Origin of the sequence: Pseudomonas sp. EA_5y_Pfl2_R50, assembly GCF_963970475.1 — a bacterium.
Taxonomy (GTDB): Bacteria; Pseudomonadota; Gammaproteobacteria; order Pseudomonadales; family Pseudomonadaceae; genus Aquipseudomonas.
The window spans coordinates 23,822-40,242 of record NZ_CAXAPT010000017.1; the positions used below are offsets into that span (position 1 = coordinate 23,822).

At 58.5% G+C, this 16,421-nt stretch carries 13 protein-coding genes and 1 tRNA gene; 5 read left to right on the plus strand and 9 right to left on the minus strand.

Annotation, left to right across the window (positions count from 1 at the left end; genetic code table 11):
• The first annotated feature begins 95 nt into the window (after nt 1-95).
• Nucleotides 96-689 carry a helix-turn-helix domain-containing protein gene (locus AACY19_RS24055; RefSeq protein WP_339454084.1) on the plus strand — a complete coding sequence of 198 codons (594 nt, stop codon included), beginning with the start codon at nt 96-98 and terminating at the stop codon, nt 687-689.
• Between the two features lie 126 nt (nt 690-815).
• Complete coding sequence (locus AACY19_RS27970; RefSeq protein WP_445262323.1) at nt 816-992, plus strand: SymE family type I addiction module toxin; 177 nt, start codon at nt 816-818, stop codon at nt 990-992.
• Between the two features lie 126 nt (nt 993-1,118).
• Here the strand turns inward: AACY19_RS27970 and AACY19_RS24060 are convergent, their stop codons facing one another.
• Together AACY19_RS24060 and AACY19_RS24065 are read right to left on the minus strand one after the other, a co-directional pair.
• Nucleotides 1,119-2,276: an MFS transporter gene (locus tag AACY19_RS24060; RefSeq protein ID WP_339454085.1), complete on the minus strand. Its 1,158-nt coding sequence runs from the start codon at nt 2,274-2,276 to the stop codon at nt 1,119-1,121.
• A gap of 48 nt (nt 2,277-2,324) precedes the next feature.
• Complete coding sequence (locus AACY19_RS24065; protein WP_339454086.1) at nt 2,325-5,240, minus strand: aldehyde dehydrogenase family protein; 2,916 nt, start codon at nt 5,238-5,240, stop codon at nt 2,325-2,327.
• A 209-nt stretch (nt 5,241-5,449) separates the two neighbouring features.
• Between AACY19_RS24065 and AACY19_RS24070 the strand changes: the two genes are divergently transcribed.
• On the plus strand, nt 5,450-5,683 hold the full coding sequence (locus AACY19_RS24070) for a hypothetical protein (protein WP_339454087.1): 234 nt from the start codon (nt 5,450-5,452) through the stop codon (nt 5,681-5,683).
• A gap of 352 nt (nt 5,684-6,035) precedes the next feature.
• On the opposite strand, the gene AACY19_RS24075 is transcribed toward AACY19_RS24070, so the two are convergent.
• From AACY19_RS24075 to AACY19_RS24100, 6 genes are all read right to left on the minus strand, one after another.
• Nucleotides 6,036-6,112, minus strand: a tRNA-Met gene (locus AACY19_RS24075).
• A gap of 85 nt (nt 6,113-6,197) precedes the next feature.
• Nucleotides 6,198-7,652 carry an amidase gene (locus tag AACY19_RS24080; protein WP_339454088.1) on the minus strand — a complete coding sequence of 485 codons (1,455 nt, stop codon included), beginning with the start codon at nt 7,650-7,652 and terminating at the stop codon, nt 6,198-6,200.
• Nucleotides 7,653-7,711: 59 nt separating this feature from the next.
• Complete coding sequence (locus AACY19_RS24085) at nt 7,712-8,758, minus strand: ABC transporter substrate-binding protein (RefSeq protein WP_339454089.1); 1,047 nt, start codon at nt 8,756-8,758, stop codon at nt 7,712-7,714.
• A gap of 27 nt (nt 8,759-8,785) precedes the next feature.
• Complete coding sequence (locus AACY19_RS24090) at nt 8,786-9,592, minus strand: ABC transporter permease (RefSeq protein ID WP_339454090.1); 807 nt, start codon at nt 9,590-9,592, stop codon at nt 8,786-8,788.
• The gene (locus AACY19_RS24095) at nt 9,592-10,512 is read right to left on the minus strand and encodes an ABC transporter permease (RefSeq protein WP_339454091.1); all 921 of its coding nucleotides are present in this window, start codon (nt 10,510-10,512) and stop codon (nt 9,592-9,594) included. Before AACY19_RS24095 ends, AACY19_RS24090 begins: the two co-directional genes overlap by 1 nt.
• 15 nt (nt 10,513-10,527) lie before the next feature.
• Nucleotides 10,528-11,646 carry an ABC transporter ATP-binding protein gene (locus tag AACY19_RS24100; RefSeq protein WP_339454092.1) on the minus strand — a complete coding sequence of 373 codons (1,119 nt, stop codon included), beginning with the start codon at nt 11,644-11,646 and terminating at the stop codon, nt 10,528-10,530.
• Nucleotides 11,647-11,872: 226 nt separating this feature from the next.
• On the opposite strand from AACY19_RS24100, the gene AACY19_RS24105 reads away from it, so the two are divergent.
• Nucleotides 11,873-12,775, plus strand: a complete 903-nt coding sequence (locus tag AACY19_RS24105) for a LysR substrate-binding domain-containing protein (protein ID WP_339454093.1) — start codon at nt 11,873-11,875, stop codon at nt 12,773-12,775.
• Here AACY19_RS24105 and AACY19_RS24110 read toward each other — a convergent pair.
• Nucleotides 12,768-14,825: a methyl-accepting chemotaxis protein gene (locus tag AACY19_RS24110; protein WP_339454094.1), complete on the minus strand. Its 2,058-nt coding sequence runs from the start codon at nt 14,823-14,825 to the stop codon at nt 12,768-12,770. The genes AACY19_RS24105 and AACY19_RS24110 overlap by 8 nt on opposite strands.
• Before the next feature lie 333 nt (nt 14,826-15,158).
• Here AACY19_RS24110 and AACY19_RS24115 point away from each other — a divergent pair, with 333 nt between their 5' ends.
• On the plus strand, nt 15,159-16,376 hold the full coding sequence (locus AACY19_RS24115; protein ID WP_339454095.1) for an MFS transporter: 1,218 nt from the start codon (nt 15,159-15,161) through the stop codon (nt 16,374-16,376).
• Nucleotides 16,377-16,421: the final 45 nt, after the last annotated feature.

The window sequence follows — 16,421 nt, forward strand, 5'->3', positions numbered from 1 at the left end:
AACCGATGAGGTGAGTTTCAGGCGCGTGGTTTTACGAAAGATCCAATTCGTACCTGAATCGGACCCGTTTCCTACGGCTGCTTCTGGGCCGATTGATGCAGATGAAACAGCGGTGTTCTGTGCTTGTAGTCTTTTGGTTTGGATGGAGAAGTATTCTGCATTTCTCCTACAGATTTTTCAGGTCGACAACTTACGCACCGCTGCCCGAGGATGTTTTCTGCTTCTTTTCCCCAGATGGATTTCAGAAAAAGGAGAAGTCTGTTGCCATTCAATTCTATTTTCAGACGGCCATTGTCATGAGCATTTCCAGTGAGGATCGCGATTTTCTGGTGGCGATGGGCAGTCGCATTGCTCACTTACGCACAGTGCATGAGATCACACAGACTCGGTTTGCACGGGCTTTAGGTCTTTCCCGGCAAACCTTTCAGGGCTACGAGGAGGGCGCGCGCAGCATGCCGGTCACGACACTGGTGAAGATGGCATTTGCGCTTCGCGTGCCTGTTGAAGACCTGCTCGGGGTTCCCTCTTACACGGAGACGCCCAGACGCAGCTTGACCTCGACGTGGTATCGACGACTGCAGTCCATCAATGAGCTTTCGAAGGTCCAGCAGAAGGTCATAGCGCAGATGCTCGACGCCCTGATCGCACAGGCAGCGACCAAATCGAGCGACGAAGAAAGAGAAATCTGAAGTAACCCAAAAACGCGGAACCAAGGTGCACCAACACCCTGGCCCCGCTAACCACAAGCAGCTAAACAGGAGCTAATCATGGCTAAAACCAATCATACGTCATCAACCCCCATCACTTAACGCCGGTTGAAAATCGCCGCAGACTTTTACCCGGTCCACACCAAGGAAAAAACCTACAGCCCCGCCAAACCCGTACCCTGGATCAGGCTACGCGGCCTGTGGTTAAGGCAGGCAGGATTCGAGGTAAACGAGAACGTCAAAGTGCGTGTGATGAAAGGGTGTCTGGTGATTACCGCGGAATAACAGATTGCCGAGACTTTTCTCGAGGCATAAAAAAACGGCCTACCTTTCGGTAAGCCGTTTTCAGTACGTGTACAACGTCGAAAAAACCGACGGCGCCGTTGAAAAGCTCTTCGGCATTAGCGTTTTTTATCGCAACGCCTTCACCCCGACCGTTCTCTTGAACAGCGGCAACGCAAACAACACAAACAGCGCAGCCGCAGCGGACAGCGCTAACGGCAGGCCGTGGGCGCTGGTTGTCATCGCTGCGCTGCTGACCAAGGGCCCGAGCAAACTGCCGACCCCCCATAAAAAACCGGCGCTGGCATTCGCGGTCACCAGGTCCGGGCCCTTGAACCCTTCGCCGATCAGGATGATTGCCAGGGTGTAAACACCGCCAGCAACGGCCCCGAGTACGATCAGGCTTGGCCAGAGCAAAAAGGGATAATTCATCAACCACGGCAGGCAGACACCGATTGCCAGAGAAAGCACCCCGCAGCCCAGGTAGACAATCGGTCTGGCAACGTTGTCCGAGAGCCAGCCCAGCGGGAACTGGAAGGCCGCGTCACCGAGTAGAATCACCGTCACCATGAGCGCAGCGAGTTTGATGGCATAGCCGTGATCGGCCGCGTAGACCGGAAACATCGACAGGATCACGCTATCGAAAAACGAGAAGAAAATGATGCCCATACACAGCGCCGGTGCCACTTGAATGAAGCCCAGCACCGAGAACGTCTTGCTTTGCGAATGATCGTGATACCCCGTCTTTCTGGGCAAGGTGAACCAGATCATCCCAAGCGCCAACAGATGTCCGGCAATCACTACACCGATCACCTGGGGGCCAGCCGTGCCGAAGAGGGCCACCATCCCCGGTCCGAGTAGCTGGAAAATCGTAAAGCAGGTGGTATAGATCGCGACAACCCGGCCTCTGTAATGGTCCTCGGCGATTTCATTCACCCAGGATTCCCCCAGAATAATGATGATCCCTGCCGCCAGCCCCATCGCAAACCTGGCCAGTGCCAGGGCGTACACCGTCGAAGCGAAGAGCTCGACGGCGGCCACGCTCAGGGTCGACAGAGCGAAGCAGCCCAAATAGATATGTCGACGGCTCAGCCGCTGGCAGATCCAGTCCACCAGAAAGGCCGACAGCATCATGCCGGCCGCGGGCAGTGCAGACATCACGCCGATATGCACAGCCGACGCTCCCGCCTGGTACAGGCGCAACGCGACCACTGGCACGGTCGAACCGATACATAGCCCGACAATGGAAACACCGAGTACCAGCGCCGCCAACAATAATCTATTCATTCATCACCCCTCAGGCCCACTGCCCAGCGATAGCCGTCCCACGCACGTTCAAACCGCCACGAGATGTTCGTGGATATCCCGTTGAGGCAACGTCGGTTTGGCAATCCGCACGCCGTTCACATACAGGCAGGACGCCGCGACCCCATACCCGCCGTAAGGGTTGTAGCCCTTCTCCACGACATGCAGGTCGGTGTTGTTCAGCACCGTATCCGCGGTATGTTTGCCGGACGCCACCAGACCGTCGATGTAGCCACTGCTGCCGAATAGCGACACATACATGGAGTTGGGCGCGTAAAGCGGATGTTCGAAATAGCCCGCCAGCTCTCCGTCATCTGCATAAGGTTGAACAAAGAACACTGGGGCAAAAAACTCTTTGTAGTTACCGCCCAGCGACAATGGCCGCTCGAACACGGTTGGACGTATCAATCCGCTGATCGGGTTGATCTCGCCGCCGTAAGTGCAGTGTTCGCGATACTCCTTGAACATCTTCACCACTTTCAACGTATGGTCAGGGTCGCTGTTAGGCCCGACGATGTTTTCTTTGCGTGCGTAATCGCCCACATAGTCTTCGCACTTGACCAGTTCTTCGCGCAAACGACGGATGAACTCACCGTAGACTTGCTGATGCACCAGGATGCTGTTGGGGCCGGCGCAATCCTGCCCCTGGTTATACAACACCACCCGCAGTGCACTTTCGATCGCGGTATCAATCGATGCATCGGCCGACACCACCAGTGGGTTGTGGCCTGCTCCGTTGAGGATGAATAAGGTGCGCTTGAGGTAGGACTTTCTGACTTTGGTCGCGTTTTCCGGCGTGCCGGTAAAAATAACCACATCGGACATCGCAGCGGTCTGGCTGACGAACGTCTCCTTGTCGGCGAAAGAGACATTCAGGTTCGGAAAGAAGCGCTCGAGCTGCAACGACTCCAGCAATTTCCGATAGTGCGAGTGCATCGCCGTCGGCGGCCGAAGCCAGGCTGAATCGGCCAGCAAGGAAGGAATAATGCCAAAACAAGTTGTGGCATAGATCGGCTGGTTGAGCGGCAAGTAACTGGTGACGCAACGCACCCTGCGTTCAAAGAACGGGCTGTTAAGTTCCAGACACTCAAGAAACTCGACACACCGCTCAATCTCATCCACCGCCACGTTGTAGCACTCGAACCCCGAAAGGCTCTCGGCAATCGCCTCGCTGTTGCTTCGAAGATGCTGCGCAAACGCCGCGGCACGGACTTTGACCTCTTCGAAATCAATGGCTTCCAACACTCGCCCGGCCTCTTGTGGCCGCTCGATTGTGGTTGCCAGTTGCGGGATCTCGGACGCCTCGGTGGTGGCTTGATTGAACGGTAATTCGCTCATGGTTTTACTTTCCCTGTATTGAACTGCCTGTTTGATCCTTGATTCGAGTTGGGCACAAAAAGCCTGAACACCCAGACGATTGATGTACCCGTGCAGTCGCGGCCCGCTGTCCTCGCCGAACAGACAGGCGTAAAGCATCCTGTACGCAATGTCGTGACTGGAGACGCCAACCTGATCAAAGATTTGCGTGATCTGTTCGCGAGCAACCGGTTTAGAGTGAACCGTCAGTTGTTTGAGTTGTTCTGAAATCCGATACAACAACGACTCCCCGTATTCATTGAGCAGTCGTGGCTGGAAACGTGGGGCAACCCGTTCCTGGTAATAGGTAAATGCTTTCTGTACGACATCGGTAAAGCTGTCATCGGCGAGAATGTCTTGCCGGGTTTTGTCGTGCTGGAGCAGGTAGTGGTACGCCGCATCAATGTCATCTGGATGGCAGGCGGTAAAGATGTTCAGCATCCGCTGGTAGGTGGTGCAACGTTTGCCATGGCGCGGTGGGCGATGGAAATAACCGACGGGGTTGTCATCATCTCCCTCGACCATGCGCGCATGGTCAGCCCGGTAATCGTCATAGGCCTTGATCGACACCTGAGGGTGAAAACGAGTGGTGCGATACGGGTTGTTGAACATGAAATGCTGCAACGCCCCCTCGGGCATGTACTTGCTGACTTGCTCCAGAGAAAATCCATTGCCTTTGCTTTTGGATATTTTCTTGCCGGCGATGTCGGTAAACAGCCCGTACTTCATCAGGATCGGTGCTTGCACATCCAGTACCTGGCAGATATCGCGCACCGTATTCGCCGAGTCAGTCAGGTCTTCACCATGCATTTCAAAAGCAATATTGCGGTGAATCAGGCGCATTGCCCAATCGGCTTTCCATTGCAACTTGCAGTGACCGTCCAACACCGAGGTGGTGATGTCTTCGCCAATCGGCTCGCCGGCGTAGTACTCCTGTGACGTGATGCTGTACTCCTCGCCTGGCCGGTTGATCAGCAGGTCTGGCGGAATCTGATAAACAATTTCCCCGCGCTGCACATCAACATGCCGGACTACCAGATGCTCGATGATCTTCCCTGAAAAGCGCGAAACGGGCATGAACATGCTGTAGCTCTTTCTACGGGTAATGCCCAGCCGTGAGGCCACAACCTGATTGATTGCCTCCATCCGAGAGAGAAACTGCTTGATGGTCGAGTTGTAGTAACCGGATCGATAGAGCGCGCTGTTTTCAATCAACTGATAGTCCAGCGCATAGGGCATCAGTGCCTGATCCAGTCGAGCGTTAATGCCTGCCGACAGACTGGCCGCCTGTGCGAAAGGGTCGGGAATATCGCACAACGGCAGCCCCAGACACTCTTGCAGGCGCTGCGGTTGAGGAAATGTTCCAGGGACTTTTCGCAGCGCGTCCAGGTCGTCGGAAACAATGAACAGCCGGGTTTCTTTGCTGGATATTTTCTCGAATGCCGTTTTTACGATGCTGACGCGCAACACTTCACACAACGTTCCGATATGGGGAAGTCCGGAGGGTCCGAAACCCGCGCCAAACGCGACGACTCCATTGTTATCGGCAGTTCTTTCCTGAATTTGCCGAGCAAGACTCTTCCACCACATGCAGTGAACTCCCTGTTAAATGCATCAAAAAACCCGCCCCACTCAAGTGGACGTTCCGCTAAAAAAGGCTCAGGCAATCGCTGACAGGCAGGGCAAGGCACCCGGCCAGTTATCAGGAAGGCAATAGGTTCAATAACGGCTTAGCGTTTTTGGGGGGGAGGAGAGAAAGTGAAGGCAAACAAAATGCTGCGACGACGACTGTTCGCAACATGGCTATCGAAAAGGGCGATATCCGGGCGGATACGCGCAATCAATCGGTGTGGGCTCAATACGGAAGGAGACATGAAAGTATCAATAACCAGATATTCGCGAACGCTTTTGCCAACGCACTCGCCGTGTTCGATTACAGGCAGGCAACCCAACGCCCACCAACCCTTGTAAAAATGAAGCGTCCTGATCTGGTACTGATATGTGTAGTCATCCGACTCAACCTTGAGAAATGACTGACACGATCAACGCAAATAGCCTACGTCAGCCGCTCATCAGAAATCAATCCCCCGGGCGGCAACCACACGAAGCAAAACCACAAGGATTCATACCGCCACGCAGGTGGTCGAGTTGAGTGATCATCGGTGGCTGATCACCGAGGGCAATCGAGGAGGGGCGGGGTTTTGTATCGCTGTGCTTTATCTGCGCAGGTCTGCAGTTCAATTTCGATTGAAGCAAACAGAGGGCATACAGGATGTGAAGGGTGCGGGGGACACGGGAATGGAATTCCAGACACAAGAAAGCCCGCACTAGGCGGGCTTCTTGTTTTGATTTACAGACACCCTGAGATGTCTGTAAATCGGTACTTGGTGGCTACACAGGGACTTGAACCCCGGACCCCAGCATTATGAATGCTATGCTCTAACCAACTGAGCTATGTAGCCAAGTGGCGCGCATTATTCCCCTGAAATGGAAAAGCGTCAAGCGTAAATTTAAAAATTTTTCTACGCTTTCAACCGTTTATCAAAATCACCGGCCGAGCAGCGGAGAAGGGTAGCGTTGGAACCAGCCGCTGACCCGTTCATACGCGTGGGCCAATTGCAGGACGGCGAAGTCGGCCTGGTGCTTGCCGATGATTTGCAGGCCCATCGGTAACCCCTGCCCATTGAACCCTGCCTGTACATTGGCGACCGGGCAACCCGAGAGCGTGCCGGGGATGACCACCTCCATCCAGCGGTGATAGGTGTCCATGCTCACGCCCTCGATAGACGTCGGCCACGGCTGGGTTTTATCGAACGGAAACACTTGGGCACTCGGCAGCAGCAGGTAATCGTAGTTCTCGAACAAACGAGAGATGGCCCGATACCAATCGCTGCGCACCACTGAGGCAGCGAATACTTCGCTGGCCGACAGCTTCAGGCCGTTTTCCACTTCCCAGATCGCCTCCGGTTTCAACAACGCGCGTTTTTGCGGATCGGCATAGGTCGCGCCCAACGACCCGGCGACCAGCCAGTGCCGCAACGTGCGCCAACTGCACCACAACTGCTCAGGCGCGAAACCGGGTTCAACCGACTCAACGCGACAGCCGAGGCTCTCAAAGTCGGCAAAGGCCTTCTCGCACAGCGCCAGAACGCCTCGCTCCATTGGCAGATAACCGTTGAAGTCCCCCAGCCACCCCAAGCGCGTGCCGTTGAAATCACGTTCCAGCGGCGCCGCAAACGCCTCACCGGATTCAGCGATGGACAGCGGCGCCCGCGCATCGCCCCCGGCCTGCACCGACAACAACAACGCCGCGTCCTTCACGCTGCGCGCCATCGGCCCTTCGTAACCCAACTGATCGAAAAACAGATCCGCACTGTCATCAAACGGCACACGCCCCTGCGACGGACGGAAACCAAAGATGTTGTTGAACGCCGCCGGATTACGCAGCGACCCCATCATGTCGCTGCCATCGGCCACCGGCACCAGATGCATCGCCAGTGCCGCCGCCGCGCCGCCACTGCTGCCACCGGCCGTTTTGTTCGGGTCATACGCGCAAGCCGTCGCGCCAAACAACGGGTTGTAGCTTTGCGAACCGAGACCGAATTCCGGGGTATTGGTCTTGCCGATAATGATCGCGCCGCCCGCCTTGATCCGCTCGACCATGATGCCGTCGCGCTCAGGCACAAAGTCCTTGTACAGCGGCGAACCCAGCGTGGTGCGAATGCCTTGGGTCAGCGACAGATCCTTGATCGCGTGGGGCAGGCCGTGCATCCAGCCATGGTACTCGCCACGCGCCAGTTCGGCGTCGCGTTCGTCGGCCTGCGCCAGCAGATGTTCCGGCGCCTGCAGGCTGATCAGCGCATTCACCAACGGGTTGAAACGCTCGATATGGGCAAGGTAAGTCTGCATCACTTCCCGGCAGGAAACCTGACGCAGGCGGATGCGTTCGGCGAGCTCATGGGCCTGCAACAGGACCAGTTCGCTGATGTTATTAGAGTTCATTGCAAGCGCCTTTCAGACGGCTGGAAAAACGCCCCGCCAGTGCGACGGGGCGGTAACGATCAACGCATCAGGTTGGTCCAGAGACGATCAGCGAGGCGGATCGCGCCTTCGCCGCAGGTCTTGCTGAACACCACGTGGGTAGCTTCGGGAATGTGCAATTCCGGCGCGTCCTTGAGCGTCGCATCGAGAAACGGTTCGACGCCTTTGATCGGGCTCTGGTGCTTGAGGAAGTTCTGCGTCATTGCCGAGTTTTCCGGCTGGCTGAGGAACGCGATAAACGCCTTGGCATTCGCCGGATTTTTGCTGCCGGCAGGGATGACCATGTTGTCGACCCAGGCCAGCACGCCTTCTTTTGGATAGAGGTATTTCAGCGTCGGTTTCATCTCACGAGCGCGCATCGACGAGCCGCCCCAGAACATCGACATGTCGATTTCACCGGAGGCGAGGTTCTCGCGAATCGAGCCGGCCTTGGAGCTGTAGGTTTTCACGAACGGCTTCTGCGCCTTGAGCAGCGTCAGCACCTGCTGCATCTGTTTCGGGTCTTCGCTGCACAGCGGAATATTCAGGTACAGGCTGGCCATGTCGACCATCTCGCTGACCGAATCGAACATGTTGATCCGCCCCTGCAATTCGGCTGGCGGCTCATACAAAACCTTGTAGCTGTCGGCCGGGCCTTTGTAGCGAGCGCTGTCGAGGACGACGCTGGTGGTGCCCCAGATGAACGGCACCGAATACGCGCCTTCCGGGTCCCAGCTCGGTTTTTTCAGGTTATCCACGACGCTGGCATAGTAGGGCTCTTTGACCGGGTCGAAGCGTTCCAGCAGGTTTTCCTTGATCAGGATCGGCACGAACTGGTGCGACGGAATCGCCACGTCATAACCGGCGCCGCCCTGTTTCAATTTCGCCAGCAAAGTCTCGTTGGAGTCGTAGGAATCGACAGTGACTTCGATGCCGGTCTGCTTCTGGAACCTGGCGAGAATCTCCGGCGAAAAGTAGCCGCTCCAGCTCACCACGTTGAGTTTCTCGGCGGCCTGAATACTGACGGCCATGGTCAGCGGCACAGTCAGGAACAACGAAGTGCCGACGCTTTTTATCCACTTGCTCATGCTATTTCCCCACAGGTCACAGAAGGTTCAGGCGTTCTTTTTGCCCAACAGGTAAGAGAGGCTGACGAACAGCACCGAAACGCCAAGAATCAGCGTCGACACGGCGTTGACGTCGGGTGTCACACCCATGCGCAGCAGGCCGAAGATGAAGATTGGCAGGGTCGTGGTGCCGGCCTGCGAGACCATCATCGAGATCACGAAGTTATCCAGCGAGACGATGAAGGCCAGCATTAGCCCGGAGAAAATTCCCGGCATCAGCAGCGGCAAAGTCACTTTGCGAAAGGTTCGCCACGGGCCGGCATACAGGTCGGCCGAGGCTTGTTCCAGCGACAGGTCCATATCGTTCAACCGCGCGCGAATCGGCAGGTAGGCGAAGGGAATGCAGAACACCGTGTGCGCGATGATCAGGTTGCCGTAACCCAGCGACAGCCCGATGGTGGAGAACAGCGCCAACGTCGCCACACCGACCACGATTTCCGGCAACACCAGCGGCAACATGATCGCGCCCATCGACAATTGCAGACCCTTGAACCTGGCGCCACGTGAGGTGCCGAGGGCGGCGAGGGTGGCAATCGCCGTGGCGATCATGCTCGCGCACACAGCAATCAACAGGCTGTTGCCGGCCGCTTGGCGCAAGGCCTGATTGGCGAACGCGGCGCGATACCAGTCCAGGCTGAAACCGGTCCACACCGTTGCCGACTGGTTGGCGTTGAACGAGAACACCACCAGCACCACGATTGGCGCGTAGAGGTACAGGTAAAACAGAAAACTGAAGCCGCCGAAACCGGGGAAGTCCTGTACGCCCAGCCCTTTGCGTTTGAAGAGTCCGATCATCACGCAGCTCCTTTGGCGATGCGCTGACGCTCGGCGCGCAGGGCATACACGGTCAGCACCAGCATCACGGCGGCCATCAGCACCAGCGACAGCGCCGCGCCAAACGGCCAGTTACGTGCATCGCTGAACTGCCGGAAGATCAGGTTGCCGAGCATCATTCGCGTGCCGCCGCCGAGCAGTTCCGGGGCAATCATCGCGCCCAGACACGGCACGAAGGTGAGAATGGCACCGGCGAGAATCCCCGGTTTGGCGATGGGCAAAACCACTTTGCGCAAGGTCCGTATACGTCCGGCGTAGAGGTCCTGCGCGGCTTCGAGCAGGCGGATGTCCATCTTTTCCAGCGTTGCGTAGATCGGCAACACCACGAACGGCGCGTAGGTGTAAACCAGTCCCAGCAGCACCGCGCCGTCGGTGTAGAGCAACTGCAACGGTTCGTGAATAACGCCCATGCCCATCAGGCTGTTATTGATCACCCCGGTATTGCGCAGCAGCAGAATCCACGCGTAGGTACGGATCAACAGGTTGGCCCAGAACGGCACGGTGATCAGAAAGATCAGTAAGCCGCGTCGATGCGCCGGCTGCATCGCCAGCCATACGGCGACCGGAAAACCGATCAGCAACGTGATGATCGTGGTCAGCCCGGCGATGCCAACCGAGCGCAGGGCGATGATCAGATACGAGTCGGCAAACGCGAGGCTGTCGTCCAGTTGCCGCTCGAACAGCAGCGAGGTGTAGGCGTCGCTGCTGAAGACTTTGTTGACTCCGCCGTAGGGGTTGGCTTCCATCAGCGAATAGCCGATGACGATCAGGATCGGCACCACCAGAAACAGGCCGATGGCGATCAGCGCCGGGCTGACCCCGAGGAAACTCTGGAAGGCTTTGCGCCGTGCCAGCGCGTTGGCTATCGGTAAGGCGTGCATGGCATTTTCTCCGGCTCAATCGTGCAGGACGCTGGCACTGCCTGGGTCGAACAACAGGCCGGCCTGGGAGTCGACGGCAAAGCGCAGGCTCTGGTCGACGCAATTGGGCGTGCGCACGGTGAGGCGCGAACCATCGCTGAGGCTGACCTGATATTGCAGATCGGTGCCCAGATAGATCTGCGCTTCGATCCGGCAGGGCAGCGCATTTTCGATATTGGCGGGCAGCAGATGCAGGCGCTCCGGGCGTACCGACAAAGTCACGCTGGCGCCGACCTGCACATCGCTGCACGGTTGCGCCGGCAATGGGTGCCCGGCCGGGCCGGCGAACCACGCCTTCCCGTCCTCTACGCGAGTGACGGTGCCTGCGATGAAATTGGTTTCGCCGATGAAGTCGGCGACGAAGCGATTGCGCGGGCGTTCGTAGATGTCTTCCGGGCGGCCAACCTGCTGCACTTCGCCTTCCGAGAGCACGGCAATGCGGTCGGACATGGTCAGCGCTTCTTCCTGGTCGTGTGTGACGAAAATGAAGGTGATGCCGGTCTTGGCCTGAATGGTTTTCAGCTCTTCGCGCATGGCCTGACGCAGCTTGAGATCGAGCGCCGACAGCGGCTCGTCGAGCAGCAGCACTTTCGGATGCGGTGCCAGCGCGCGGGCGAGGGCGACACGTTGCTGCTGACCGCCCGACAGTTGCGCCGGCTTGCGATTGGCGAAGCGTTCCATCTGCACCAGCGCGAGCATCTCGCGCACGCGCTCAGCGATTTGCGCCTTGGTGAGGACTTTGCCCATCGGGTGTGATTCGAGACCGAAGGCCAGGTTCTCGGCGATGGTCATGTGCGGGAACAGCGCGTAATGCTGAAACACCGTGTTGACCGGACGCTGGAATGGCGGGCGTTCAGCGATGTTTTCGCCGTAGAGGAGAATCTCGCCTTCGGTGGGAAATTCGAAACCGGCAATCATCCGCAGCAGCGTGGTCTTGCCGCAGCCGGAAGGGCCGAGAAGGGTGAAGAATTCGTTGTCGCGGATGTCCAGGTCGATGCTTTTCAGTGCCACCGGGCCTGTGTGCGGATCACCGTAAACCTTGCGCACCGAGCGGATCGAGACCGCCAGCGTTTGCAGCGAATGCAGGGCATTCATGCGTTACCTCCGATTCCCCCATTGCTCGCGACGGGCGCTGAAAAGCGTTGCCGGCAGGCCATGGATATTATTTTTTTGGGCAGGATCGAAATTGCGTTCGGGTGTGAAACCAGCTGTTTTTTTGTTCTGCTGTGGCTCGATTATCAGTCAGGGGTTGCGCCGCGCGACACTTCAATTTAAACATGGCAGGTATTAGTTAATTTAACAGCCGAAGGTGCCCGGAATCATGCCCGACCACCGTTTGCCGCCGCTCAATGCGGTACGCGCCTTTGATGCCGCCGCCCGCTTGGGCAGCTATGTCGAAGCCTCGAAAGCGTTGCACGTGACCCAGCCTGCGATTGGTCGCCATGTGAAGTTGCTAGAGGACTGGCTGGGCATTCAACTGTTCGAGCGCACCTCGCGTGGGGTCAACCTGACGCCGGCGGGGGAGAAGTACCACCGCAAGATCAGCGCTGCTTTGCGGTTGATCATCGAGGCGGGCAAAGAGGCGCAGCCCAAGGATGCCGAGCGCTGGTTGCGGATCATGGTGGTGCCGGGTTTTGCCAAGCGCTGGCTGATGCCGCGGATCGAAGCGCTGCGGCATCTGCGCCCGGGACTGAAACTGGCGATCGAGCCGAATTCCACCTTCACCGAAGTGGATGGAAAAACCGCCGATCTGGGCATCGTCTACGGCCTCGACGGACAATATGCCGACTCACGGGAAGCGCTGATCTGCCCACGGGTCTTTCCGATCTGCACGCCGGCGTATCTTGCCAGCATCGCACCGATCAACAGCCCGGCCGATCTGGTCAGCCACGAACTGATCCACGTCGATGACGGCGAATGGTGGAACCTGTGGTTCGCCGCCCACGACCTCGATATCCATCTCAATTCCGACATGCTCTACGTCAACAATGACCACGCGCTGTCAGTCGCCGAGAGCGGGCAGGGCATCGCGCTGGCCAACGAGGTGCTGGTGCGCCATGAGCTCGCCAGCGGCAAGCTGGTGCGAGCGGTCGACGCTCAGGTGAAACTGGAGAGTTATCGGGTGCTGACGCCGTCCGCCGAACTCTCGGCGGATGTGGCGTGGTTTATTCAATGGCTCAAGGCTGAGCTGGAAGCGGATTTCCCCGCCGCAGTGATCAGCTGAGCCGGAAGCGCGCAGTGTTGTCGCTCAGTGCCTTGCTGCCGTGGCTGAGGGTGTCTGCCGCCAGATTCACCGCCCGTGCACCCTCAAGCAAGCGCACGGCCGCCTGATCGACCTGCTGGATATTGCCGCTGACTTCGTCGGCGGTGCTGGCCTGTTCCTCAACCGCCGTGGCGATCTGCGCCAACGTATCAGTGACGCTCTGCACGGCGCTGGCGATTTCGCCCAGGCGTTCGCCGAGCCCGGTGACCGACTCGGCATCGGTTTGCGCCTGACCGCACGCCGCTTCCATCAAACTCACCGCTTCGTTGACCGTGGCGCGCAGGCTGTCGACGGTGCCGGCGATCTGCGCGGTGGACGACTGCGTGCGTTGCGACAGGCTGCGCACCTCATCGGCGACCACGGCAAAGCCGCGTCCCTGTTCACCGGCGCGTGCCGCTTCGATGGCCGCGTTGAGCGCCAGCAGGTTGGTCTGTTCGGCAACGCCGCGAATGGTGTCGACGACCAATTGAATCTGCTGGCCTTGTTCGCTGACCCGGCCCAGCGCCGCTGCGGTGTCGTTGAGGCGTTGATTGAGCTGCTGGATACTCGCTGTGGTGCGCTGACTGTCGCGGCTGCTGTCGGCGGCGATGCGCCGGGTGTGTTGGGCACTGCCGGAAGCCTGTTCGCAACTCTGCGCCACGCCTTGCGACGTCGCGGCCAATTGCGTGGCGGCGGCGGCGATCTGGCTGATCTGCAACTGCTGAGCCTCGACTTCGCCGAGCGCGCCGCTTGAGTGCTCGTTGAGGCTGCGCACCGCGTTGCTCAGTTGCGAGGTTTCGTGATCGACACCGAGCATGCTCGTGCGCAGTTGCACCACGGCAACGTTGAGTGCAGTGCTGATCGCCGCCAGCTCATCGCGTCCCGTCACCGGTACTTGCAGGCTCAGGTTGCCGTCGCGCAAGGCTTCAGCGAGCAGGGTGATGCCGCTGGCACTGCGACGGATCGAGGCTTGCAGACAGACGAACAAGTACAGCGCCGCCAGTAGCAGGCAGCCGAAGATGGCTGCGACGAGGATGAACTGACGAATCGCCGAGCTGTGGTGGGCGTCGAGCCGCTGATCCAGCGACACCAGCGATTGCTGGCGCAGGGCGGCGAGGTCGCTCAACAAGGCGTCGAGGCTGCGCTCGAAGTCTTCCGGTTTGAGGTTGATGCTGCCGCCGAATACGCCGTCATCGAGCACCTTCAGACCGCTGTCGAGGTGTTTGAGGCTGTCGTGGTATTGGCTGGCCCAGCTGTGCTGATCTTTCGGCAGGCGTGCTTCTAGCAGCGTGGCGGTTTTGACCAATTGCTCGCGGGCGTCGCCGATGCGGCTGCGCAGGTCGCGCAACTGCAAACGGCTTTGCAGGGTGAATTGGCCCGAGACGACGGAGGCCTGGCCGACGGCGGCGAGGCGCCCGACGCGTTCAATCAGATCCGGCGCGTGCTGCGTGGAAATCTGTGTCAGCAGATAGGTTTCCAGCCACGGCGCGAGGGTCAGGCGATTGTCCATGACGATCTGTTCGCGCAGCGCTTGCAGGGCGCTGAGGGCACTGGTAAAGCGGTCGTAACCATCCGGCCACCAGCCCACGCCACTGAGGCTTTTCGAGTCCAGACCATTGAGCGCGGTTTGCAGCGCCTGATAACGGCTGAGGGTTTCGCCCTCGGCGCCTTCATTGTTCAGCGCATTGCCCAGGTCTGTGAGGGCTTGCTGCACGGCCGGTTGCACGGCGTCGAACGCGCCCATGGCGGCAAGGGTGGCCGGCGTCGGTTGGCGATTGGTTTCGGTGGCGCGCCAACGGGCAGCTCGGTCACGTTGCGCGGCGAGCAGGTTGTCCAGCGCATCCAGCGCGAGCAATTGGCGAACACCGGCACGTTCGCCGGAAATCAGATTGAGCTTGTCGCGATAATCCTGGCCGATCATCAACAGGCTGCCGGCCAACGGCAGAATGAACAACAAAAACAACAACTGGAATTTACCTGCGAAGCCAAACCGCCCCAGCAATTTGATCCCCGGTGAAAGGAAAGCCTGCATGCCCCATGACTCCTCTGGACACCACGCACCATTGGCGTGCATCGCGGTCGTTCGACGTTGATGTTGTGCCCTGCTAAAAGGCCTCGAAAGTTCACCCTTGCCCGCTCTGTAGGCCGGCTCTGTAGCGAAACTTCCCATTGTTGGTGCCCTTTGTAAGGGCACCGCGTTCAAGGGAAGTAGCAAGGCAAGATTCAGACCATGGCGTTGCGCTATCACTTTTCAGTCGACGACCAGCCAGTTAGTTAGCTGGCTAAGGGGATGGCGCTGGCGCACCGAAAAATGGCACATTGACGCACCTGCCTGCGTGCACCCACCTGCTGTCCGGAAACTCCCATGGCTATCAGCAACGTTCAGACCGCCGCTGCCTCGGCGCCCGCTGCTCCACAAAGCAGTCCATTGGTGATGCGTATCATCGGCGCGGTTGCGCTGGCGCATTTGATCAACGATCTGATCCAGTCGGTCTTGCCGTCGATCTACCCGATGCTCAAGGCCAACTACGGCCTGACGTTTACGCAGGTCGGCCTGATTACCTTGACCTTCCAGCTGACCGCTTCACTGTTGCAGCCGTGGGTCGGCTATCACACGGATCGTCATCCGAAACCGTGGCTGCTGCCGGCGGGCTCGATCTGCACGCTGGTTGGCATCGTGATGATGTCGATGGTCGGCAGTTTTCCGTTGATTCTGCTGGCGGCGGCGCTGATCGGTATCGGTTCCTCGACGTTCCACCCTGAAGCATCCCGGATTGCCCGGCTGGCTTCCGGCGGACGCTTTGGTCTGGCGCAATCGACCTTCCAGGTCGGCGGTAATGCCGGTTCCGCGTTCGGCCCGTTGCTGGCGGCGGCGATCATCATTCCGTTCGGTCAGGGCAATGTGGCGTGGTTTGGCTTGTTCGCGGTGTTTGCACTGTTCGTGCTTTACCGCATCAGTCGCTGGTACGCCCATCATCTGAACCTGTTCAAGCTCAAGGCCGGTCAGGCGGCGACTCACGGTCTGTCGAAGGGCCGGGTGATCAGCGCGTTGGTGGTGCTGGGGCTGTTGGTGTTCTCCAAGTATTTCTACATGGCCAGCCTGACCAGTTACTTCACGTTTTACTTGATCGAGAAGTTCGACCTGTCGGTGGCCAGCTCGCAACTGCACCTGTTCCTGTTTCTTGGCGCGGTGGCGGCAGGCACGTTCTTCGGCGGGCCGATTGGCGACAAGATCGGACGTAAGGCGGTGATCTGGTTCTCGATCCTTGGCGTGGCGCCGTTCACGCTGCTGATGCCCCACGTCGATCTGTTCTGGACCAGTGTCCTCAGCGTGGTGATCGGTTTCATTCTCGCTTCTGCGTTCTCGGCGATTGTGGTGTACGCGCAGGAACTGGTGCCGGGCAATGTCGGGATGATTGCCGGGGTGTTCTTCGGATTGATGTTTGGTTTTGGCGGGATTGGCGCGGCGTTGCTGGGGCATCTGGCGGATATTCACGGGATTGAGTACGTGTATTTCCTGTGTTCGTTCCTGCCACTGTTTGGCGTACTGGCGATTTTCCTGCCGCGCACCAAAAAGGCCTGAGTACACGATTCCACAAGGGAAATTCGTTGGGCCATAAAATTTCAG